Below are 22,944 nucleotides of genomic sequence, written 5' to 3'. Positions count from 1 at the left end.
GTTTGCTCTCAGTTCATCAGCTAGTCTGTTTATAGTTGAAAGGGTGAGCGGGGTCGGTCTTGTCGGTTGCGCGCATAGTTAGGTCAAATAGTAACACAAAAACATTGAAGATTAGGCCGGTTAGAATTGCTGCTGCTGCCAACAGTTCAGGTATATTTCCAGCCCGGGCATTGCACGCCCATGTTGTGGCTGACAGCGTAAGAGGAAAGCCGATATATGCGACAAAGTCGAGCAGGCGCCTGCGGCCGGTCGCGGCATCGCGAAACGTGTCGTAGTGGTCAGTAACCAACGTCAGACTGGAGAACTTACCCCGCCGCTTCGGCTGGCCCCTCATCTAGAGACACCTCCTGCGTCGGCACGGCGACTACGGTCGCGAGTGACTCCTTGGACCAAGAGCCAGCATGCCAGTCCGCACCGACATTTGCGCCGAACGCGCGGCCAACCTCGGGTACCATCCGTAGCACTTCGGCGTAGAAGCGCTCTTCGGTGGGAACACCGATAGACGACAGTTGGTAGACAAATGCTGGCATCCTGTCGCTCGACACGCACAGTGTGGTGTTGCGTTCGCCTACCTGCATCTTGACGTTGAGTTCACTGAAGTCGAGCCCATGGACAGACAGTAGCCGTCGACGCGCTCGATCATCCCGTCGGAACTTGTTCGCGAGCTGCTGGCTAAGCTCCCTGATGCGACCGCGCCCAATCGTCATCTCCAGACGTCCTAGGTGGGCATCTGGTTGGCGAATTTCAAGCTGCTCTGCTATGTCTTGAGGTACTCCGTGACGACGCAAGGTGATCGCATTGACCTGTGCCGTGTTCAAGAACGCGCGTAATGCTTCCTCATGTACAACAGTATTAAAGTCCATGATCAGGCCCGTGTGGTTTCGGACGCCTCGCTTAAGGATCGCGGTAATCTGTTCTCGCCCGGTCGATCTTGACCGAGACTCCAGGGCGAGCAGGCCAACGGTGGAGTTTGTCGGGGCGACAATCAATCCGCGCCGCTGATTTGCTTCAATGTGGCGACTGGAGCGTTCGAACACGGGTTCGTCGCCTTCCATGCGAGGGTCGAGGAACCATGAGGTTTGACCACTCGTGCCAAGCTCTGCGGTGAACTCAATGCACCGACCTCGGGGGCACACCTTTGAGATTCCGAGGTGCTTGTTCTTTTCGTCGATGCGGTGACCACGCAAACCATAGGACGCCATAAAGAGTCACGACCATTTCTGCCCGTGACAATGGCGCATCCGGTATCGCCGTCTGTCCGTCAAGGAGATGGCCGAGCCTAAGTGGGTTCTTTGCCTCTCCGTGCTTATGCACGCTAAAGGTAAAGAACATGTACCCGTAGTTGGTCATAAGCTTTCCTTACGGACGTAGGTCCTAGGTGGACTGTAAGCCGGGCATCATGATCAAGTCATCCGTGACGCACAGTTTCTATCAAGTCCGCCCATTCGTGGGTTTGATCACCCGAACGGACTAGGTCGCGTCCAGTGTGGTGTGTGACCTTGAACCCAAGGTCAACTCAGGCTGTGTTGAGGCCAGAAGCGGCGGCCTCAGGCTGCACCGCACAACTTGGGTGCGTCGCTTCTAGCGATGCATGTGGGTTCTTGCCGAATTTGGCTCTATGGGATCAAGGTGCGCCGTCGTCGGCGGCGCACATCGCGCTTGGCGGCTCGGGCCAATCCATCTCGACACGAGCGGGTTTCCGCTTCGCTACGCCCGCTCGGTCGATCGGCTGGCCCCGAGCCGCCCGCGCGAGTAATCGAGCCGACAGCGGCGCGTGAACCTCAGAACCGTCCGGGCCCACGACGCGGACTGAAGATCTCCATTGGCGTACTCCCAGCACGGTCGCCCTGGGCTGCTCCCGCCGTCTCCCGACCCAGCCCGCTTCTAATCGGGTGCGAAGGCCGCAGCGTTGAAGGTCCTCGCTGCTGATCGTTCAACACCGGCCCACCGCCATCAAGGGCGCCTTCGGCGTGGCTTCGCCACGGACGCGAGCGCCCACCCTTGACACCGACGACCCGGAGCTAACTGGCGGCAGGGGCGAGGAGAGGGACCGGTCGAGTCATCTCGTTCGCGCCCACTACGTCGGGAGGTCGGCATGTACCGGAGCCGGAGATCAGCCCCAACCAGACGGCGCTCTGGACGGTCTACGAACTCAACGAGGTCTACCGCTCGACCACCGGCAGAGGTTCAAGATCAGGCCGTCTCCAGGCCGTCAAAGCTCGACCAACAACGAGAAACGACGCTCACCGACGACACACGCTGTCGCTGGTGAACGCCGTTTCAGGCAGTCTGGGCTCAGCCCTGCTTGGTCTCCCAGAAGATCTTGTCGATCTCCGCGATCAGGTCGAGCAGCTCCTGGCCCTTCGCCGGGTCCATGGTGCCCTTCGTCCCCGCTGCTCCGGCCGCCTTCGTCGCGCGGTTGAACAGGTCGTGCAGCTGCGGGTACTTCTCGAAGTGCGGCGCCTTGAAGTAGTCCGTCCAGAGCACCCACAGGTGGTGCTTGACCAGTTCGCTGCGCTGCTCCTTGATCACGACCGCACGCGCGCGGAACTCCAGGTCCTCGTTGGCCTGGTACTTCTCCTGGATCGCCTTGATCGACTCGGCTTCGATCCGGGCCTGGGCGGGGTCGTAGACCCCGCATGGCAGGTCGCAGTGAGCGCTTGCCTCCAGCCGCGGGCGCACGAGCGCCCTGAGCGACGGCAGTCGCATGGGTGCCTCCCTGGCAGTTTGCGCCGACAATGGCGCACTATTCACTTACGGATGCTCCGACAATGTGGACCTTACTCGTGCGCGCCCCGCCTGGCAGTCGGAGGTGACTGGTGACCCATCCCTTGGGCTGGTGGCCCATCCGTTTCGTCACTGTCCGCGGCCCGTCCATGGCTCCGGCGCTCAAGGACGGTGATGTCGTGGTCATCCGCCGGGCCGCGAAGGCGAAGCCCGGTGACGTCGTGCTCGTGCGGTGGCCGCACCGGCCGGGCCAGCTGTCCATCAAACGCGTCGCAGGGCCCGGCTACTTCGTCGTGGGTGACAACCAGTTCGCGTCGACCGATTCGCGCGAGCTGGGGATGGCCGAGGTGCTCGGCGTGATGGTCTACAAGCTGCGATAGTGCGCCACGCAGGCGTCGTACGTCGGCAGCAGGCCCGCGGTCATCGCCTCGGCGAGCGTCGGTGCTTTCGTGTCCTTGTCCGAGAGGATCGGATCGATGTCCGTCGGCCACGGCAGCCGCAGCGCCGCGTCCAACGGTGTTATGCCGTGCTCCTTGCCGGGGTTGTACCCGGTCGAGCAGAGGTAGCTCATCGCCGTGTCGTCCTCCAGTGCGACGAAGCCGTGCCCGAGCCCTTCCGGCACGTACAGCGCGCGGAAGTCCTTAGCGTCGAGCAGCACCGAGTCCCACTGGCCGAACGTGGGCGAGCCCACCCTGATGTCCACCACCACGTCCAGCATCGCGCCGCGCGGGCAGTAGACGTACTTCGCCTGTCCCGGTGGGGTCTCGGCGAAGTGGATACCGCGGATCACCCCGCGGCGGGAGACGCTGTGGTTGGTCTGCCCGAGCCGCAACGGGTGGCCGACCGCCTCGGCGAACACCTCGCCCTGGAACGGGGCCGCGAACAGGCCCCTCGAGTCCCCGAAGCTCCTCGGCGAGAACTCGAAGACGCCTGCGATCGACAATTCGCGTACCTGCATGCCGTGGATTCTAGGTAGCCGACTTGACCGATCGTGAGGCGCTCCGCCTGCGGGCTTGTGTACAAACCGGACGGACGTCTTGCGAAAATGCGGACTGACGTGCGGAAATCACGGTGAAAACTGTGATCCCCACCGCAGACACCCCCGGTGCCAACTGCCACACTGTGGGGACCGCAGCGTCCGCGGTTGCCCCGTCCAACCAGCGGATGGGCGCGACCGGGCGGTCGACGCACCCGGACGACCGGCGCCACCGCGCTGATTCCGGCGTCGCTCCCGTACCCACTCCTGACACGAGGACGCCTCCTGTGACTGCAATGGATGAAGAATTGGCCAAGCCGGTGACCGACGACGAGATCTTCCGCGCGCACGAGGGCGGGAAACTCGACATCGGAGTGCCCCGGCCGATCTCCGATCCGCGCACGCTCGCCATCGCGTACACCCCCGGTGTCGCCAAGGTCAGCCGCGCCATCGCCGAGGACCCAGCCGTCGCACGCACCCACACCTGGACGCACCGCCTGGTCGCGGTGGTCAGCGACGGCACCGCCGTGCTCGGCCTCGGCGACATCGGCGCGGCCGCGTCCCTTCCGGTGATGGAGGGCAAGTCCGCCCTGTTCAAGACCTTCGGCGGGCTCAACTCGATCCCGCTCGTGCTGAACACCACCGACGTCGACGAGATCGTCGAGACGCTGGTGCGGCTGCGGCCGTCGTTCGGCGCGGTCAACCTGGAGGACGTCTCGGCGCCGCGCTGCTTCGAGCTCGAGGCGAAGCTGATCGAAGCCCTTGACTGCCCGGTGATGCACGACGACCAGCACGGCACCGCCGTGGTCGTGCTCGCCGCATTGCGCGGCGCCGCAACGTACACCGGTCGTCAGCTCAAGGACCTGCGCGTGGTCATCGCCGGTGCCGGCTCGTCGGGCATCGCGTGCGCGAAGATCCTGATCCTCGCCGGTGTCGGTGAGGTGACGCTGCTGGACTCGCGCGGCATCATCCACGAGGGCCGCGATGGGCTGAACAAGTACAAGGCCGAGATGGCCAAGATCACCAACGCCGGCGGCCTGCGCGGCGGCATCGCGGAGGCGCTGCGCGGCGCGGACGTCTTCCTCGGCCTGTCGTCGTCCAAGGTGCCCGCCGAGCTGATCGCCACGATGGCGCCGAACGCCAGCGTGTTCGCACTGTCCAATCCGGACCCGGAGATCCACCCGGACGAGGCGCGCCAGTACGCGGCGGTGGTGGCCACCGGTCGCAGCGACTTCCCGAACCAGATCAACAACGTCTCGGCGTTCCCCGGCATCTTCCGCGGCGCGCTCGACGCGGGGGCCACGCGGATCACCGAGAACATGAAGCTGGCCGCGGCCGAGGCGATCCACGCGGTGGCGCTCGACGAGCTGGACGCCGACCACATCATGCCCAGCGCGCTCGACCCGCGGGTGGCGCCTGAGGTCGCGCAGGCCGTCGCGGTCGCGGCGGTGGCCGACGGCGTCGCGCCGAAGCCTGCCTGATCAGCAGGTGGTCCAGGCGATCGTCACAGCCAGGGATTGATTGTTCACAGCAGGACGGTAGCCTGATCGCGCGGCGGGAGGTACGTATCCAGGATGGCGCTCGGCCCGCCCGAGGTGTGGCGCGGGAAGGGTGGCACCGTGGCCGAACTGGTCGAGCCTGCTGGATCGGCGCGTGAATCGGCGGTTTCCGACTCGCCGCATGCCGAGGCGGGCTGGGTCCGTTGTTCGGACGGCCTGGTGGTTCAGGCCAACCTGGGTGCGGCTGTGCTCGCAGGTGTGGACGCCCCGGACGAGCTGATCGGCCAGTCACTGGCCGGTCTGCTCGCCGAGGACGGGGCCTGCCAGCGGGTGCTCCGTCCGGACGGCACATCCGTCGAGGTCACGGCGTTGCGGCTGGACCAGGGCTGTGGCGTGACCATGGTGGTCTTCGCGCCGCCCGCCGGCGGCGGCCGGTTCGGTGCCGACGAGTTCACCGAGGTCCAGCGGGTCGCGGACCTCGGCAGCTTCGTCCACGACGTCGCGGAAAGCCGCACGTACTACAGCGAACCGCTCTACGACCTGCTCGGCGTGACCGAGAACGCGGGTGACACCGAAGCGGAATTGCTGTTCCGGGCGCATCCCGAGGACCTGCCCGCGATCATCGAGTTCCGCGAACGGCTGCTCGACTCCCACGAGGGCCAGCCGATCGAGCTGGAACTGCGGGAACGCGACACCGACCGGATCTTCCTCGTCCGCGCCCAACCGGTGTTCGACGAGCACGGTGTGCCGCGCCTGGTGCGCGGCATCGTGCAGAACATCACCAACCTGCGTGCGCCCGGACGGCAGCGCGCCCTGGACCGCAGGCTGTTCGAGGACGCGCAGCGTGTGGCGCTGCTCGGCACATGGGCGTGGAACACGGCCACGGGCGAATGCGTGTGGTCCTCGATGCTCTACGAGCTGTTCGGCGTCGAAGAGCGCACGGTGATGGCGTACAACGACTACCTGGAATACGTGCACCCGGACGACCGCGTCTGGGTGGACCGGACCTGGCGGCAGCTGGCGGAGTCCGGCAACCCGGTCGTCTGCGAGTACCGCGTGGTCCGCCCGGACGGCTCCATTCGCGTGCTGCGCTGCCGTGGCGCGTCGTTCGCGGGCCGCAAAGAGGGCCCGGTGATGGTCGGCACCGCGCAGGACGTGACCGAGCAGCGGTCGACCGAGAGCCGGATGCAGCGTTCCAGCCAGCGGTTCACCGACCTGGTGGCGATCACCCCGGTCGGGATCGGGCTGTTCGACGCGACCGAGCGGCTGGTCGACGCCAACGACGCGCTGTGCAAGCTGCTCGGAATGGATCTCGAGCGGCTGCGCGGGATGTCAGCCGAGCAGCTGACCCATTCGGAGCACGAGCCTCGGGCCCGGCTGGAAGCCGGTCAGCGCGTGCTGGCCACCGCGTCCGGCGAACCCGTCTACTGCGAGCTCAACGTGGTGTCCTCGGTGGCCGACGACGGCCGCCGGTTCTGGCTGGTGGTCTTCCAGGACGTGACCGAACGCCGCCGCGCCGCCGAGCTGCTGCGCCACCAGGCCACCCACGACGACCTCACCGGGCTGCCCGGCCGGTTCGCGGTGAACGAACTGCTCACCGAGCTGCTCTCGGCGCCGTGCGCCAGGGACGTCGCCCTGCTGTTCTGCGACGTCGACAACTTCAAGCGGGTGAACGATTCCCTCGGCCACGACGCCGGGGACGAGTTGCTGATCGCGCTCGCGCGCCGCCTCGAGGACGGCCTGCCGGACGGGTGCACGGCCGCGCGCATGTCGGGTGACGAGTACGTGGTGATCTGCCCCGACCAGAACGAGGTCGGTGGCGTGGACGCGTTGGCCAGCAAGGTCGCGCACCTGTTCCGGACCGCGGTTCCCGTGCGGGGGCAGCTTTTGCGCGTGTCCGCTTCGGTCGGCGCGGCCGTGCCGAGCGGCCCGGAGACCACCGGCGCGGACCTGCTCAGGTTCGCCGACGCGGCCATGTTCGAGGCGAAAAGGCGTGGCGCCGGAAGGGTTTCGCTCGCCAACGCGGCACTGATCGCGACGGCCGACAGCCAGATGTACCTGGAGGGCCAGCTGCGCGAGGCGCTCGGCAACGACGGCCTTGTCCTGCACTACCAACCGGTTGTCGGCGTGGACGGTTCGATCCTGACCGCGGAGGCGCTGGTCCGCTGGCCGCACCCGGACAGGGGCCTGCTCGGCCCCGGCCAGTTCCTGCCCGTCGCCGAACAGGGCGACCTGCTGCGTGACCTGGACAGATGGGTGCTGCGGACCGCGCTGCGGGAGGCCAAGTCGTGGCCGGACGTGGACGGCGGGCAGGTCTCGGTCGCGGTCAACCTCGCCGGGCTGGTGCCGGGCGACCCCGAGTTCGTCGACGTGGTGGCGACCGCGATCGCGGGATCCGGTGTGGAGTGGGAGCGGGTCGTGCTCGAACTGGTCGAGACCAGTTTCGTCGACCTGCCGTCGCGCAGCCGGACGGCCATGGCCGACCTGGTCTCCCGCGGCGTCCGGTTCGCTGTGGACGACTTCGGCACCGGCTATTCGTCGCTGGCGAGGCTCAAGGACCTGCCCGCGCAGATCATCAAGGTCGACCGCAGGTTCGTCGCGGGGATCGGCACGGACCCGTCCGACTTCGCCGTCGCCCGGGCCGTGGTCGACCTGACCAGGGCGATGGGGCGCACGTGCGTGGCCGAGGGCGTGGAGACCGACACGCAGTTCAACGCGCTGCGCGACATCGGCGTCGAGGCCTATCAGGGCTGGTTGATGTCCCGCGCCGTGCCCGCCGACGCGTTCCGCGAACTGTTGCGGCTCGGCCCGTTGCACGTGCCCGCCCCGCCCGGACCGTAACCGTCCTGTAACGCTGCGCCAGCTGGCCGGATACTGGAATTCCGTGCCGTTGTCGGTACCTCGGGATAGGGTCGTTGAAGAATTGAGGCGGCCGGCAGGAGGCCGCCGCGACGACAGGGGCCCCGGTGATCGAGTTCCGGGACGTGACCAAGCAGTATCCCGACGGGACAGTCGCCGTCGACAAGCTGAACCTGACAGTGGACGCGGGAACCATAACCGTGTTTGTCGGGCCGTCCGGATGTGGCAAGACGACCTCGTTGCGCATGGTCAACCGCATGATCGAGGCCACGTCGGGCACGATCCTGATCGACGGCAAGGACATCAAGGACTCGGCGCCGGCGTCGCTGCGCCTTGGCATCGGTTACGTGATCCAGCAGGCCGGGCTGTTCCCGCACCGCACAGTGCTGGACAACATCGCCACCGTGCCGCTGCTGTCCGGTTGGGACAAACGCAAGGCGAGGTCGAGGGCGGCCGAGCTGTTGGAGACCGTCGGGTTGCCGACCGAGATGGGCAAGCGCTATCCGGTCCAGCTGTCCGGTGGCCAGCAGCAGCGCGTCGGCGTGGCGCGTGCGCTCGCGGCCGACCCGCCGATCCTGCTGATGGACGAGCCGTTCAGCGCGGTCGACCCGGTGGTGCGGGAGGACCTGCAGAACGAGTTGCTGCGGTTGCAGGGCGAGCTGGACAAGACGATCGTGTTCGTCACGCACGACATCGACGAAGCCGTGCGGATCGGTGAGAAGGTCGCCGTGTTCCGCAAGGGTGGTGTGCTGGCGCAGTACGGCACGCCCGCGGACGTCTTGCGCTACCCGGCGGACGAGTTCGTGGCGAGCTTCGTCGGCCGCGACCGCGGCTACCGTGGACTGTCCTTTCTGGAGTCGTCGGGGATCGCGGTCGACCAGGTGCCGACCGCGACCGTCGGCGAGCCCGTCTCCGGCGCGGGTTCGGACTGGGTGCTGGTGCTCGACGCGAACTCCCACCCGTGTGGCTGGCTCCCGCCGAACACCACAGTGGACGGCCCGCTCGGCTCGGGTTCCTTGGTGGCAGGAGGATCCCTCTACACGACGGGCACGCCTCTGCGTGGTGCGCTGGACGCGGCGCTGTCCTCTCCGGCCAGTCGCGGTGTGGTGGTCGACTCGGACGGCAAGTACGTCGGCGTGATCACCGCGCGCCAGGTCCTCGACGAGATCGAAGGCCACCCCGAGTCCGTGGGCAAACCATGAACTGGTTGTCGAACAACTTCGACAAGGTCATCGACCCGCTCGGCCCGCACCTGGTGATCTCGCTGCTGCCGGTGCTGTTCGGCCTGGTGATCTCGATCCCGCTCGGCTGGGTGGCCAACCGGTGGCCGGTCGCGCGCGCGATCCTCGTGCCCGCGGCGGGAATCCTGTACACGATCCCGTCGCTCGTGCTGTTCCTCGTCCTGCCGCCGCTGCTCGGCACGAAGGTGCTCGACGAGATCAACGTGATCGTGGCGTTGACGATCTACACGGTCGCGCTGCTCGTGCGCTCGGTCGCCGACGCGCTCGCCGCGGTCCCGTCGCACGTGATCGCCGCGGCGAACGCGATGGGCTACCGGCCGGTGCGCCGGTTCTTCGGCGTGGAGCTGCCGTTGGCCGTGCCCGTGCTGATCGCGGGCCTGCGGGTGGCGACCGTGTCGAACATCAGCCTGACCAGTGTCGCGGCGATCCTCGGTGTGCCGCAGCTCGGCGCCCTGTTCACCGACGGCTTCTCGGTGGAGAACTACGACGAGATCATCGTGGGGATCGTGCTGATCTTCCTGCTCGCGATGGTCTTCGACGGTCTGTTGCTCCTGCTCGGGCGGTTGCTCACGCCGTGGGCGCGGGCCGGGCGGACGGTGGGGGCGAAGTGAACAGTTTCGGCAACGCCTTCGACTGGTTGTTCGCGCCCCAGCAGTGGTCGGGGCCGAGTGGCATCCCCGCCAGGGTCCTGGAACACCTCGGGTACACGGCGCTGGCCGTGCTGCTCGGCCTGGTGATCGCGGTGCCGATCGGCATGGTGATCGGGCACAGCGGCAAAGGCGGGTTCCTCGTCGGTGTCGTCAACGCGCTGCGCGCGATCCCCGAACTCGGTCTGCTGATCCTGCTGGTGCTGCTGATGGGCATCGGCCTGCTGCCCGTCACGCTGGCCCTCGTCGTGCTGGCGATCCCGCCGCTGCTGGCGGGAACGTACTCCGGCATCAGGAACGTCGACCGGTCCGTTGTGGACGCCGCGCGCGGGATGGGCATGAAGGAGGGCCGCATCCTCTGGAGCGTCGAGCTGCCCAACGCGCTGCCGCTGATCCTCGGCGGCCTGCGCGCGGCCACGCTGCAGGTGCTCGCGACGGCGACGATCGCCGCGTACGTCTCGCTCGGCGGGCTCGGCCGGTTCGTGATCGACGGGCTGTACCTGCGTGATTTCGCCCAGACGCTCGGCGGCACGATCGTGATCGCCGTCGTCGCCCTGGCCATCGAGGGGCTGCTGATCCTGCTGCAGCGGCTCGTCGTGTCCCGCGGCCTGCGCCGCAACCCGACCCGCCGGCGCGACCGCAAGGTCTGGCCGGTGGAAGTAGCAGTTGAAACCGCATGAGGAGAGAAACACGATGAAGCGCACACTCGCCGGGCTGGCGACCGCCGTCGCGGCGGCGCTCATGCTCACTGCATGCGGCGGCTCATCCGACCCGCTGGCAAGCAACAACAACGCGACCGGGCAGCCGGCGCCGACCGACACGATCATCGTCGGCTCGGCGAACTTCGCCGAGAGCAGGCTGCTGGCGGAGATCTACGCGCAGGCACTGGCGGCCAAGGGCGTGAAGGTCGACAAGAAGCTCGGCATAGGCAGCCGCGAGACGTACTACCCGGGCCTGCAGGACGGCTCGATCGACCTGGTCCCGGAGTACACCGGCACGCTGCTGACCTACTTGGACAAGAAGGCAGCGGCGACCAGCCCCGACGACGTCTACGACGCGTTGAAGAAGACGCTCCCGCAGACGCTGGCAGTGCTGGACAAGGCAGCCGCCGAGGACAAGGACGCCGTGGTCGTCACCAAGGAGACGGCGGAGAAGTACAAGGCGAAGTCCATCGCGGACCTGGCCCCGCACATGGGTGAGATCACCTTCGGCGGGCCGCCCGAGTTCCAGCAGCGCGTGCAGGGCATCCCTGGCCTGAAGGAGAAGTACGGCCTGACCTTCAAGGACTACAAGTCCCTCGAGCCGGGCCCGATCACCACGAAAGCACTGAAGGACGGGAACATCCAGGCCGCGGACATCTTCACCACGGACGCGGCCATCCCGGCCAACGGATTCGTCGTGCTGGAGGACCCGAAGAACCTGTTCGCGGCGCAGAACGTGATTCCCGTCGTCAACGCCAAGAAAGCCAGTGACCTGGTGAAGACGACGCTGAACAAGGTCTCGTCCAAGTTGGACACCAAGACCCTGTTGGAGCTGAACGGGAAGCTGGCTTCGCCGGACAAGCCGGATGCTTCCAAGGTCGCTCAGGAGTGGCTGGCTTCTGCCGGTATCTGAGTCAGGTTCGGTTGGGCCCTCGGTTTTCCGGGGGCCCAACTTTTGTCTTGTTCGCAGCGAAGGGCCCGCCTGGCGTCGCCGATTTGACATGGAGCCTCCGGAATGGCCTCGGAGAGCGCAAGGGGGAGGAGCCCGTTCCATGGCGTATGGCTTTGCGTTCTCGTTTGCTTGCGGGCTCTCCGCGCGGACGAGCTTACGGCCATTCCGCTCCATGTGAAATCGGCGCCGCGCTGGGGTTTTGGTTGTGTCGGCTTCTTTCGTTGCAGCCCTTGGGTTTCGTCTCTTTGATCGCTGCCTTGTCCAGGTCGGTGCGCTTCATCGCTTTGGTGGTGCGCGCCGGGTTGATGTTGCGTGCTTCTGCTATGCCTTGAAGTCTGCTGCGTGGTCCTGTGCCCAGGCGCGGAAGGTCTTCGCCTCGGTGCCGGTTATCTCTTCCACCGTTGGCACTATGGGTTCCGGGTTTTCGACCATCGATGCCCATGCCGCGATTGCTCCGTCGACCACGGGTTCCGGCCAGCCGGTCGTGAGCATCTTCGCTCGTGCTTCTTCGGGTGTCTGCTCGTCCAGGCGCAGGTCTCGGCCGATCACGTCGCCGATGATCTTCACCTGGTCGAACTGGCTGACCAGTTCCGGTCCGCTCAACGTGTATTTCGCGCCCACGTGCTCGTCTGACAGCAGGGCTCGTACGCCCACTGCGGCCATGTCGTATTCATGGATATGCGGCCGGGACATGGTGCCGAACGGTGTTCTGACCACTGCTTCGGTTTTGATGTCGTTCGCCCATCGCAGTGCGTTGGCGGCGAAGCCCGTCGGCTGCAGGAACGTCCACTCCAGGCCGGTCTGTTCGATCAGGTTCTCCGCCGCGCGGGCCCATTCCGGGTCTCCGGCTGAGGACAGGTACACGATTCGCTTCGCCTGCCCTGCGATCGCTTCGAGGACCCTGTCCAGGCCTTCGGTGTGGAAGAACGGCCAGACCAGGAACACCTTGTCCACGTCGGTCAGTGCTTCGCGCACGCTGTCTACATCGGTCAGGTCGCCGCCGGTCGCCCGGGAGAACGGCCTGACTGGTTCTCTCAGCTGGGACACGACCTGTCCGCCCACACTTCCGGTCGCCCCGGTCACCAGGATCGTCATGGCCTCACCGTGCATCCTCAACCTGGGTCGAGGTCAACCTCGGCCGCCTACCCTCGTGGTCATCCCGGCCGCCACCTTGCGCACTTCCACTGCCAGCTCCGGCCAGGTCTCGCCGCATTCGCTCGCGCATTCGTGGCGGAAGGTCGCGCTGATCGCCGCGATCGGCCTGCCGCCGTGGTCGAAGATCGGCGCGGCGACGGAGGCGAACCCGGGTGTCACGTACCCGTCCTCGACTGCCCAGCCCTGGCGGCGTTCCGCGGTGAGTACCCGGCGCAGCGACGGCAGGTCGCGGGGACCTCTGTCCGTTCGCGTCACGAAACTGTCCTTGCTGGGGAACAGGGCTCGTACCTGCGCGGGCGGCAAGTGCGCCAGCATCGCCCGCCCCGATGCGGGCAGGTGGGCGGGGAGCCGTACGCCGACGGACGTCACCAGCGACTGCGGGTGCGACGGCTGCTCGCGCACCACGTACAACGTCTCCGCGCCGTGCAGCACGCCCAGGTGGCCGGTATGCCCGACTCGGTCGGCGAACCTGCGCAGCAACGGCCGGGCGAGCCGCTCCAACGGGTCTTGGCGCAGGTAGGCCGAACCCACCTCGAACGCCGTCACGCCCAGCCCGTACCGCTGCTCCTCCGGCAGGTGCGTCACGAACCCGGCCTCGGCCAGCTCCGCCAGCAGGTGGTACGTGGTCGAGCGCGGCAGGCCCAGCTCACGGGCCACGGTCGCGGCCGACACCGGCCCCGGCCGCCCCGCGATCAGCCGGAGCACGGCCAGGCCCCGTCGCAGCGCGGGCACGTCCGAACTCGTCACCACGGGGGCCACGCTATCCCCGTTCGGCGATGTCTGGGATACCAGACACGATCGTCTTGTCCCGGGTCGTGCCGGAGTGATCCACGGGGTGTGATGGCCCAATGGCAGAACCGGTAGCCCTGGGTCTCACCCCGATCAGCCGCGCCGACGTGGTCGCGGTCGCTCGTGATGGCGTAGGCGTTCGTCTGACCGACGAGGCCCTGCGCGCCGTGGCGCAGTCGCGCGAGCACATCGAACGGCTGGCGTCACGTCCTGAACCGACCTACGGCGTCTCCACCGGCTTCGGCGCGCTCGCGGTCCGCCACATCCCACCGGTACGGCGGACCGCGCTGCAGCACGCCGTGGTGCGCTCGCACGCGGCGGGCGCCGGGCCCGAGGTGGAGCCCGAAGTCGTCCGGGGCCTGATGCTGCTGCGGTTGCGCACCCTGGCGATGGGCCACAGCGGCGTGAAGCCGTCCACTGTGGAAGCCCTCGCCGGGATGATCAACGCGGGCATCGTCCCGGTCGTCCAGGAGTACGGCTCGCTCGGCTGTTCCGGTGACCTCGCCCCGCTTTCCTCGATCGCGCTCGCGCTGACCGGCGAGGGTGACGTCCGGGTCGACGGCGTGCTGCGGCCCGCGGCTGAGGCGCTGCGCGACGCCGGGATCACCCCGGTCGAACTGGCCGAGAAGGAAGGCCTCGCGCTGATCAACGGCACCGACGGCATGCTCGGCATGCTCGTGATGGCCGCCGCTGACCTGCGCGGACTGATGAAGATCGCGGACCTGACCGCGGCGATGAGCATCGAGGCCCTGCTCGGCACGGACCGTGTCTTCCAGGCCGAGTTGCACGCGCTGAGGCCGCATCCGGGGCAGGGCGAGTCCGCGAAGCGGATGGCCGGGATCCTCGCCGACTCCGAGATCGTCGCCAGCCACCGCGGGCCGGACTGCACGCGTGTGCAGGACGCGTACTCACTGCGCTGCTCACCGCAGGTGCACGGTGCCGCGCTCGACACCATCACGCACGCCGAACTCGTCGCCGACCGTGAGCTGGCGTCCGCCGTGGACAACCCGGTCGTGCTGGCCGACGGCCGCGTCGAGTCCAACGGCAACTTCCACGGCGCGCCGATCGCGTACGTGCTGGACTTCCTGGCGATCCCGGTCGCCGACGTGGCCAGCATGGCCGAGCGGCGCACCGACCGGATGCTCGACGTTGCCCGCTCGCACGGGCTGCCCGCGTTCCTCGCCGACGACCCCGGCGTGGACTCCGGGCACATGATCGCCCACTACACGCAGGCCGCGGTGGTCGCCGAGCTCAAGCGGCTCGCCGTGCCCGCGTCGGTCGACTCGATCCCGACCAGCGCCATGCAGGAGGACCACGTCTCCATGGGCTGGGCCGCCGCGCGCAAGCTGCGCAAGGCCGTCGACGGTCTCACCACGGTCCTCGCGATCGAACTGCTCACCGCGGCACGCGCGCTCGACCTGCGTGCCCCGCTCAAGCCCGCGACGGCGACCGCCGCCGCCGTCGCGGCTCTGCGTACCCGTGTTCCCGGGCCGGGGCCGGACCGGCACCTCGCGCCCGAAATCGCCGCCGCCGAAGAACTGATCCGCTCTGGAGGCATCAAGTGACCGTACGGGCCACCACCGGCACCGCACTGACCGCGAAGAGCTGGGCGACCGAGGCCCCGCTGCGCATGCTGCACAACAACCTGGACCCGGACGTCGCCGAACGCCCGGACGACCTGGTCGTCTACGGCGGCACGGGCAAGGCCGCGCGGGACTGGCCGAGCTTCAACGCGATCACCCGTGAGCTGACCGAGCTCAACCAGGACGAGACGCTGCTGGTGCAGTCCGGCCGCCCGGTCGGTGTGATGCGCACGCACGAGTGGGCGCCGCGTGTGCTGATCGCCAACTCCAACCTCGTGCCGGACTGGGCGAGCTGGCCGGAGTTCCGCAAGCTGGAGGCCGCCGGACTGACGATGTACGGCCAGATGACGGCCGGTTCGTGGATCTACATCGGAACGCAGGGCATCCTGCAGGGCACGTACGAGACCTTCGCGGCGATCGCGAACAAGAAGTTCGGCGGCTCGCTGCGCGGCACCCTGACCGTGACCGCGGGTCTCGGCGGCATGGGCGGCGCCCAGCCGCTGGCCGTGACCATGAACGACGGCGTGGCGCTGGTGATCGAGGTCGACCCGCACCGGGCCCGGCGCCGGCTGGAGACCCGCTACCTGGACGAGCTCGCGTCCGATTTGGACGACGCGATCCGCAGGGTGGAGACGGCCAAGCGCGAGCGCCGGCCGTTGTCGGTCGGCGTGGTCGGCAACGCCGCCGAAGTGCTGCCCGAGCTGCTGCGCCGGGGTGTCGACATCGACATCGTCACCGACCAGACGTCCGCGCACGACCCGCTGATGTACCTGCCCAAGGGCATCGAGCTGGAGGACTGGGCGGACTACGCGGCCAAGAAGCCGGACGAGTTCACCGACCGCTCCCGCGACTCGATGGCCGAGCACGTCGACGCCATGCTGGGTTTCCTCGACAAGGGCGTCGAGGTGTTCGACTACGGCAACTCGCTGCGCGGCGAGGCCAAGCTCGGCGGCTGCGAACGCGCCTTCGACTTCCCCGGCTTCGTGCCCGCGTACATCCGGCCGCTGTTCTGCGAGGGCAAGGGCCCGTTCCGCTGGGCGGCGCTGTCGGGTGACCCGAAGGACATCGCCGCGACCGACCGGGCCATCCTCGAGCTGTTCCCGGAGAACGAGTCGCTGGCCCGCTGGATCAAGATGGCCGGGGAACGCGTCGAGTTCCAAGGCCTTCCCGCCCGCATCTGCTGGCTCGGCTACGGCGAGCGGCACCTCGCGGGCCTGAGGTTCAACGAGATGGTCGCCAGCGGCGAGCTGTCCGCACCGGTGGTCATCGGCCGTGACCACCTCGACTGCGGCTCGGTGGCCTCGCCGTACCGCGAGACCGAGGGGATGGCCGACGGTTCGGACGCCATCGCCGACTGGCCGCTGCTCAACGCCATGGTCAACACCGCCTCCGGCGCCACGTGGGTGTCCATCCACCACGGCGGCGGGGTCGGCATCGGCCGGTCGATCCACGCCGGACAGGTGACTGTCGCGGATGGAACGGAGCTGTCCGCGCAGAAGATCGAACGGGTGCTCACCAATGATCCGGGGATGGGCGTGATACGCCATGTGGACGCCGGATACGACCGTGCGGCCGAAATCGCCCAATCACGGGGTGTGCATATCCCGATGACCCGGGCATGATCTTGCCATGACCACGGCGACGGAGTTGCTGACCGCGATCAAGGACGTCGGAACCGACCCCTCGCGCGGCGGGTATTCCAGGCACGGCTTCGACGCCCCGGAACTCGAACTGCGCGAGTGGTTCACCGCCGAGGCGGGCAGCCGCGGCCTGGACGTCGAAGTCGACCGCAACGGCAACATCTGGGCGTGGTGGGGCGCGCCGGGACCGGACGCGCTGGTCACCGGCAGCCACCTGGACTCGGTGCCCGGCGGCGGTGCGTTCGACGGCCCGCTCGGCGTCGTGTCCAGCCTCGCCGCGGTGGACGTGCTGAAGGCGAAGGGGTTCAAGCCGGACCGGCCGCTCGCGCTGATGGTGTTCGCGGAGGAGGAAGGCGGCCGGTTCGGCCTCGCCTGCCTCGGCTCCCGGCTGCTGACCGGGGCGACCACGGCCGAGACGGCGTTGAACCTCAAGGACCGCGAAGGCGACACGTTCGCCGACGCGGTCAGGGCCGCGGGGCTCGACCCGGCCAGGGTCGGCAAGGACGACGAGGCCCTCGCGCGGATCGGCCAGTTCGTCGAACTGCACGTGGAGCAGGGCCGTGGGCTGGTCGACCTGAACGCGCCGGTCGGCGTGGCCACGTCGATCCTGGCGCACGGCCGCTGGCGGTTCCGGTTCACCGGCGAGGGCAACCACGCCGGTGCCACCCCGATGGGCTCCCGGCGTGACCCGATGCTGCCCGCGTCGCAGCTGATCCTCTCCGCGAGGTGGGCGGCGTCCAGTGTGGACGGGTCACGGGCCACGGTCGGCCGGATCGAACCGATCCCCGGTGGCACGAACGTGATCGCCTCGTCGGTGGACGTCTGGCTCGACGCCCGCGCCCCCAACGACGGCCGTACCCGTGCCGTGGTCGAGCGGATCACCGCCGCGGCCAAGCAGGCGGCCAGGGACGAGGGCTGTGGGCTGGTCGTGACCGAGGAGTCCTATGGGGACGCGGTGCACTTCGACTCGTCCCTGCGTGACGACCTGGTGGCCGCGCTCGGCAACGTACCCGCGCTGCCGACCGGGGCCGGGCACGACGCCGGGATCCTGGCTGAGCACGTGCCGACCGCGATGTTGTTCGTGCGCAACCCGACCGGTGTGAGCCACGCGCCGGCCGAGCACGCCGAGGCCGCCGACTGCGAAGCCGGTGTCGAAGCCCTGGCCAAGGTGCTGGCGAAGCTGGCCACCAAAGCATGAGGTACTGGTGCGAGCACGCCTGGCTGGACTCGTCAGGCGTGCGGTCCAGCGTCCTGGTCGACGTGGCCGACGGCAAGATCACCGCTGTGGTGCCGGATTCGCCGTGCCCGCCCGATGCGCATCGGCTGCCCGGCCTGGTGTTGCCGGGTTTCGCCAACGCCCATTCGCACGCGTTCCACCGAGCGTTGCGCGGCCGGACCCACGCGGACGGCGGCACGTTCTGGACCTGGCGCACGGGCATGTACGCGCTGGCCGGGAAATTGGACCCGGGCAGCTACCGGAAGCTGGCGACCGCCGTGTACGCCGAGATGGCGCTGGCCGGGGTGACGTGCGTCGGCGAGTTCCACTACGTGCACCACGCACCGGGTGGGGCGCCGTACGCCGACCCGAACGCGATGGCCGAGGCGCTGCGGCAGGCGGCGTCGGACGCGGGGATCCGCGTGACGCTGCTGGATACCTGTTATCTGGCAGGCGGAATCGACCAGCCGCTGGCGGAGGAGCAACTCAGGTTCTCGGACGGTTCGGTGGACGCGTGGGCGTCGCGTGTGTCGTCGCTGCGGTCCGATTCGGTGCTGCTCGCAGGCGCCGCGATCCACTCGGCCCGTGCCGTGCCCAGGGCTGCGTTGCCGTCGCTGGTTTCGGCGTGGCCGTCGGGGCCGCTGCACGTGCACCTGTCCGAGCAGCCTGCCGAGAACGAGGCGTGCCTGGCCGCGTACGGCCTGACGCCCACCGAGCTGCTGGCGGAGGCGGGTGCGCTTTCCCCGCGTACCACGGCAGTCCACGCGACTCATTTGTCCACGAAGGACATCTCGTTGCTCGGATCGTCGGGGACGGGCGCGTGTTTCTGCCCGACCACCGAAGCGGATCTGGCCGACGGGATCGGCCCTGCACGTGAGCTCGTCGACGCCGGAAGTCCGCTGTCCCTTGGCAGCGATCAACATGCTGTGATCGATCCACTGCTGGAAGCCCGTGCGGTCGAGCACGGCGAACGGCTGCGCACCGGGCGGCGCGGCCGGTTCACACCAGAAGAGCTGTACACGGCCATGACGGCGCACACCAGCCTCGGCTGGCCTGCCGGGTACGCGGACCTGGTGGCGATCTCCCTCGACACGCCGCGGACCGCCGGGTGCCTGCCGTCGCAGGCGATGCTGGTGGCCACCGCGTCGGACGTGCACACGGTCGTGGCAGGCGGCCGGGTGATCGTCGAGGACGGGCGCCACCGCGCCGGCGACGTGGGACAGCTGCTGACCGAGGCCATTGAGGAGTTGTGGCGATGAGTTTGCTGCTCACCGGGATCGGCGAGCTGACGACGAACGACGACGAACTGGGCACGCTGCCGGACGCGGCGCTGGTGCTGGACGGGGCGTCAGTGGTCTGGGCAGGCCCGGCGTCCTCGGCGCCCGCGGCGGACTCGGCCGTTGACCTGGAAGGCAGGGCTGTGCTGCCCGGCTGGGTCGACAGCCACACCCACCTGGTCTTCGCAGGCGACCGGACAACGGAATTCGCTGCCCGGATGGCGGGCCAGCCCTACCGCGCGGGCGGAATCGCGGTGACGGTCGGCGCGACCCGGTCGGCGTCCGACGCGGACCTGACCGCGGTGATGAGCCGACATGTCGCCGAAGCGGTGTCCCAAGGCACGACGTACATCGAGACGAAAACCGGCTACGGCCTGGACGTGCCGAACGAGCTGCGCTCGGCGGTCCTGGCATCGGACCAGGTCGACGAGGTCACGTTCCTCGGCGCGCACCTGGTGCCGCCGGGCTGGGACGCTGATTCCTATGTGGACCTCGTCTGCGGCGAGATGATCGAAGCCGTCACACCGCACGTGCGCTGGATCGACGTCTTCTGTGAGACAGGCGCGTTCGACGGCCCGCAGTCCCGTGCGGTGCTCGAGGCAGGCCGCAAACACGGCCTCGGCCTGCGCGTGCACGGCAACCAGCTCGACTACGGCCCCGGCGTGCGGCTCGCGGTCGAGATGAACGCGGCTTCGGTGGACCACTGCACGTACTTGACCAAGTCCGACGTCGAAGACCTCGCCAGCTCCGAAACCGTGGCGACCTTGCTGCCCGCCTGCGACTTGTCGACTCGTCAGCCTTTGCCGGACGCACAGGCTTTGTTGAACGCGGGTGCGACGGTTGCGTTGGCGTCGAACTGCAACCCCGGGTCGTCGTACACCACTTCGATGGCGTTCTGCGTGGCCACGGCTGTGCTTCAGATGCGGATGAGTGTGGCTGAGGCTGTGCGTGCTGCCACGTGGGGCGGTGCTCGGGCTTTGCGGCGTGAGGACGAGATCGGGATCCTGCGGCCCGGGAGTCGTGCGGACATCCACGTGCTGGACGCGCCGTCGATCACGCACCTGGCTTACCGGCCCGGCGTTCCGTTGACGTACGCCGTGTGGCGCAAGGGAGAACGCGTCAGGTAGCGGCGAGCAGGATCGTCTCGGCGATCGGGGCGTCGCCGTTGGCCCGGCGTTCCATCAGGATCAGCCCGGCCGTGCAGTGCAGGAGTTGGTCGGCGGTGACCGTGAGCCCGTGATCCTTGGCCACCGGGACAAGACACCATGCCGCGATGCGCAACGCACTGGCCAGCTCGGCTGTCAGCGTCTGCTGACGTTCGAACACAGGGAGCGCCGCTTCGGCGAACCCGCGGCCGACAGTGCGCGCCCACGGACTGTTCGTCATGTGCTCGACCTCGGTGCGTACCTCGCGGATGATGATGGGGAGCTTGTCCAGGTCGACGACCACGTTGCTGAGGCCGGCGAACGCGCGCTCGCCCATGGAGCGGTTCTCCAGGTTCTCCAAGCACTCCGAATCCTTGAGCAAGGTCGGTGCTCCGTGGCGCTTCAGGTCCGCGGCGAGCTGTCCGACCTGGATGGTCGCGCCGACGTAGTGCGGGTGCACGGCCGCATACCCCGCCCACAGGGCGTATGAAGCCTGGTCGGGGTTCAGCCAGGCACTCCGCACCGACCCGATCTTCCGCCGGACCCTCGGGTCGTTGAGTTCCGCGCTGGTGGGAAGCCGGTAGCTCCCCTCCGTGATCCCGTTGACCCACTTCACGAAACTCAACGCGTCGGCACGCCGGGCACCGAGCACCGGGGTGTCGTCCGGCACGAACTCGTCCGGTGCGTCCGGCATCGGGCCGGGGACCTCCTGCCGGAACAGGTGGTAGATCTTCCTCGTGATCGGCGCCGTGCAGACCTGCCCGTGCCCTTCCACCGAGGTCAGTTGCCGCAAATGTCGCGTCACGAGTACCCGCGCGGCCAACGCCCGATGATCCCGGTCGGCCGTGGTGGCCAACGCGTCCGTGACGAGACTGTCCAACTCGTCCGACAACTCGGGTTTCAACTCGCTGCCCTGGTCGACGCAGTCCAACGCCAAGGACAAAGCCTGCACACTCCCCGACTTGAGACACGCTTCGACGATCGCGTCCGCGTCGGCCCGCGCCGTGTACAGCAACGTCGTCTCACGCCACCACAGGTCGTCGACGTTGTCCACCAGCGTGCCGAGCAGGTTCTTGTCCCGGATGTGGTTGGCTGCGAGGAACTCCTGGAACGTGTGGTGGGCGAACGCGTACAGCCCGCTCTCCCGCTCCACCAGCAGTCCGTTGGAGGTCACGTCGGCGACGAAGTCAGCCGCCGTGACCTTGCGCGACAGCCGCCGGAGTGTCGACCCGACCTCCTCGTGCAGGCGCTTACCGGACAGGTCGCGCACCCTGTCCTGCATCATCGTGTACGCCAGCGCGGCGAGCAGCGTCGCCTTCTTGTCCCCGCTGATGTCCAGCGGGAGCTTCTTCACCTCTTGCCTGCGCCACAACATCACCTGGCAGATCTCGCTGTACAGCTCGACGCGGCTGCCCGGCAGCGCTTTGCGGTACTTGTGCACGTTCGCGATCATCGTCAGCAACAGCGGGTTCACGGTCAGATCCGTGAGCGCTGGTGCGTCGTGCAGCCTGCCGAGCAGGTCTTCCGCTTCCGCCTCAGCCTTGTGCACGGGAGCGTCCGGGTTGATGTGGCGCTCGATCGCGACGTACCAGCCGCGTACGAACGCGCGGACCTGCTCGTCGGTGAAACTCTGCACACGCAGCACCGTCGCGCCGTTGACCGGGGTCGCGCGATAGCCGTGTGGCCTGGAGGTGAGTACGAAGTCGTTGCGGGGGAAGTGGTTGATCTGTTTCCCGACCCAGTCGGCGACCAGTTGCCGGTCTTGCTTGCGGGCGACCTCGTCCAGGCCGTCGAGGAGCACCACGCAGGCGCCGTCGGTGAGTTTCTGCGTGAACCAGCCCGACGGTTCCGTCTTGCCGAGGTCACCGAGGGTGTTCGCGGTCAACGTCGCCACCGAGACGTCCGGGTTCCTGGCGATTTCGGCGACGTGGTCACGCAGGTACAACAAGATCGGGACGTTGCGGTGCTTGCTGGCGAACACGCGCCTTGCGCTGTGCCGCAACAACGTCGTCTTCCCGCTGCCTGGTGCGCCCAGCACCGCCAGCACGTTCGGGTCTTTGCCGGTGAGGAAATCCCAGATCGAGTGGCGTGAGGTGTCGACCGTCGGCAGGTCGCCGAGCAGACCGCCGGGGACCTGGTGCGGTGCGCGGTGGTCCAGCGTCACGTCCACGAACACGTCGTCCAGGTCCGGCGTGTAGAAGCCGCTGGTCGGCAGGCCTCTGACGTCCAGGGAGCGCAGGTCGCTCAGCACGTACTCGCGGTAGCGGCGGTCGAAGCGCGTGAACCGGCGGCTCAGCGCCTTGTCGAGCCGGTCCGCCGCACGGGCCTGCCAGCGCTTCTTCAGGTCGTTGAGCACTCCGCCCGCGATGCCGACGAGGAACAGGATCACCTCGTAGCCGCCGACGACCGCCCACTTGATGACGTCCGGCCAGATCAGCGCGGCCACAGGACCTGCCGCGACCGCGCTTGCGAAGACGGCGATGCCAGCTTTACCGGTCACAGAACAAGATCCTTCGCGCCGAAGCTGCCGGGAAAGC

General features: G+C 68.0%; 18 protein-coding genes. 12 read left to right on the top strand and 6 right to left on the bottom strand.

What is annotated here, in order from left to right; genetic code table 11:
- Nucleotides 1-305: 305 nt before the first annotated feature.
- Both AOZ06_RS57440 and sodN read right to left on the bottom strand, forming a co-directional pair.
- Complete coding sequence (locus AOZ06_RS57440; protein ID WP_157233642.1) at nucleotides 306-1,055, bottom strand: hypothetical protein; 750 nt, start codon at nucleotides 1,053-1,055, stop codon at nucleotides 306-308.
- Nucleotides 1,056-2,295: 1,240 nt separating this feature from the next.
- Complete coding sequence (gene sodN / locus AOZ06_RS47840; RefSeq protein ID WP_054295443.1) at nucleotides 2,296-2,709, bottom strand: superoxide dismutase, Ni; 414 nt, start codon at nucleotides 2,707-2,709, stop codon at nucleotides 2,296-2,298.
- 110 nt (nucleotides 2,710-2,819) lie between these two features.
- On the opposite strand from sodN, the gene AOZ06_RS47835 reads away from it, so the two are divergent.
- Complete coding sequence (locus tag AOZ06_RS47835) at nucleotides 2,820-3,107, top strand: S26 family signal peptidase (protein ID WP_236951973.1); 288 nt, start codon at nucleotides 2,820-2,822, stop codon at nucleotides 3,105-3,107.
- On the opposite strand, the gene rfbC is transcribed toward AOZ06_RS47835, so the two are convergent.
- The gene (gene rfbC, locus AOZ06_RS47830) at nucleotides 3,092-3,685 is read right to left on the bottom strand and encodes a dTDP-4-dehydrorhamnose 3,5-epimerase (protein WP_054295442.1); all 594 of its coding nucleotides are present in this window, start codon (nucleotides 3,683-3,685) and stop codon (nucleotides 3,092-3,094) included. The two genes, AOZ06_RS47835 and rfbC, sit on opposite strands and share 16 nt — an antisense overlap.
- A gap of 314 nt (nucleotides 3,686-3,999) precedes the next feature.
- On the opposite strand from rfbC, the gene AOZ06_RS47825 reads away from it, so the two are divergent.
- The 6 genes from AOZ06_RS47825 (at nucleotide 4,000) to AOZ06_RS47800 (ending at nucleotide 11,563) form a co-directional block, all read left to right on the top strand.
- The gene (locus AOZ06_RS47825) at nucleotides 4,000-5,184 is read left to right on the top strand and encodes an NAD(P)-dependent malic enzyme (protein WP_054295441.1); all 1,185 of its coding nucleotides are present in this window, start codon (nucleotides 4,000-4,002) and stop codon (nucleotides 5,182-5,184) included.
- A gap of 93 nt (nucleotides 5,185-5,277) precedes the next feature.
- Nucleotides 5,278-8,043, top strand: a complete 2,766-nt coding sequence (locus AOZ06_RS47820; protein WP_083472422.1) for a bifunctional diguanylate cyclase/phosphodiesterase — start codon at nucleotides 5,278-5,280, stop codon at nucleotides 8,041-8,043.
- Nucleotides 8,044-8,168: 125 nt separating this feature from the next.
- Nucleotides 8,169-9,263 (top strand): ABC transporter ATP-binding protein, encoded by a 1,095-nt coding sequence (locus AOZ06_RS47815; RefSeq protein WP_054295440.1) that lies wholly within the window; start codon nucleotides 8,169-8,171, stop codon nucleotides 9,261-9,263.
- Nucleotides 9,260-9,913 carry an ABC transporter permease gene (locus AOZ06_RS47810; protein ID WP_054295439.1) on the top strand — a complete coding sequence of 218 codons (654 nt, stop codon included), beginning with the start codon at nucleotides 9,260-9,262 and terminating at the stop codon, nucleotides 9,911-9,913. Before AOZ06_RS47815 ends, AOZ06_RS47810 begins: the two co-directional genes overlap by 4 nt.
- Entirely contained in the window at nucleotides 9,910-10,629 is a 720-nt protein-coding gene (locus tag AOZ06_RS47805; protein ID WP_054297453.1) for an ABC transporter permease, read from the top strand. The genes AOZ06_RS47810 and AOZ06_RS47805 overlap by 4 nt, the downstream gene beginning before the upstream one ends.
- A 13-nt stretch (nucleotides 10,630-10,642) precedes the next feature.
- Nucleotides 10,643-11,563, top strand: a complete 921-nt coding sequence (locus AOZ06_RS47800) for an ABC transporter substrate-binding protein (RefSeq protein ID WP_054295438.1) — start codon at nucleotides 10,643-10,645, stop codon at nucleotides 11,561-11,563.
- Between the two features lie 360 nt (nucleotides 11,564-11,923).
- On the opposite strand, the gene AOZ06_RS47795 is transcribed toward AOZ06_RS47800, so the two are convergent.
- Nucleotides 11,924-12,697 carry an NAD(P)H-binding protein gene (locus tag AOZ06_RS47795; protein WP_054297452.1) on the bottom strand — a complete coding sequence of 258 codons (774 nt, stop codon included), beginning with the start codon at nucleotides 12,695-12,697 and terminating at the stop codon, nucleotides 11,924-11,926.
- Nucleotides 12,698-12,730: 33 nt separating this feature from the next.
- Nucleotides 12,731-13,507 carry an IclR family transcriptional regulator gene (locus AOZ06_RS47790; protein ID WP_054295437.1) on the bottom strand — a complete coding sequence of 259 codons (777 nt, stop codon included), beginning with the start codon at nucleotides 13,505-13,507 and terminating at the stop codon, nucleotides 12,731-12,733.
- A gap of 98 nt (nucleotides 13,508-13,605) precedes the next feature.
- Here AOZ06_RS47790 and hutH point away from each other — a divergent pair, with 98 nt between their 5' ends.
- Genes hutH through hutI form a run of 5 tightly spaced genes read left to right on the top strand, consistent with a single transcriptional unit; the run spans nucleotide 13,606 to nucleotide 20,389 of the window.
- A complete protein-coding gene (gene hutH / locus AOZ06_RS47785; protein WP_054295436.1) occupies nucleotides 13,606-15,111 on the top strand; it encodes a histidine ammonia-lyase in 1,506 nt (501 codons plus the stop codon).
- The gene (hutU, locus tag AOZ06_RS47780; RefSeq protein WP_054295435.1) at nucleotides 15,108-16,751 is read left to right on the top strand and encodes a urocanate hydratase; all 1,644 of its coding nucleotides are present in this window, start codon (nucleotides 15,108-15,110) and stop codon (nucleotides 16,749-16,751) included. Before hutH ends, hutU begins: the two co-directional genes overlap by 4 nt.
- A gap of 7 nt (nucleotides 16,752-16,758) precedes the next feature.
- Nucleotides 16,759-17,967: an allantoate amidohydrolase gene (locus AOZ06_RS47775; protein ID WP_054295434.1), complete on the top strand. Its 1,209-nt coding sequence runs from the start codon at nucleotides 16,759-16,761 to the stop codon at nucleotides 17,965-17,967.
- On the top strand, nucleotides 17,964-19,244 hold the full coding sequence (locus tag AOZ06_RS47770; protein ID WP_054295433.1) for a formimidoylglutamate deiminase: 1,281 nt from the start codon (nucleotides 17,964-17,966) through the stop codon (nucleotides 19,242-19,244). Before AOZ06_RS47775 ends, AOZ06_RS47770 begins: the two co-directional genes overlap by 4 nt.
- Entirely contained in the window at nucleotides 19,241-20,389 is a 1,149-nt protein-coding gene (hutI, locus tag AOZ06_RS47765) for an imidazolonepropionase (RefSeq protein ID WP_054297451.1), read from the top strand. The genes AOZ06_RS47770 and hutI overlap by 4 nt, the downstream gene beginning before the upstream one ends.
- Here hutI and AOZ06_RS47760 read toward each other — a convergent pair.
- Nucleotides 20,382-22,907, bottom strand: a complete 2,526-nt coding sequence (locus AOZ06_RS47760) for an NACHT domain-containing protein (protein ID WP_054295432.1) — start codon at nucleotides 22,905-22,907, stop codon at nucleotides 20,382-20,384. The genes hutI and AOZ06_RS47760 overlap by 8 nt on opposite strands.
- Nucleotides 22,908-22,944: the final 37 nt, after the last annotated feature.

The sequence above is a fragment of the Kibdelosporangium phytohabitans genome (assembly GCF_001302585.1).
In the GTDB taxonomy this organism is placed as follows: domain Bacteria; phylum Actinomycetota; class Actinomycetes; order Mycobacteriales; family Pseudonocardiaceae; genus Kibdelosporangium; species Kibdelosporangium phytohabitans.
This window is presented reverse-complemented; position numbering and strand designations above follow the sequence as displayed.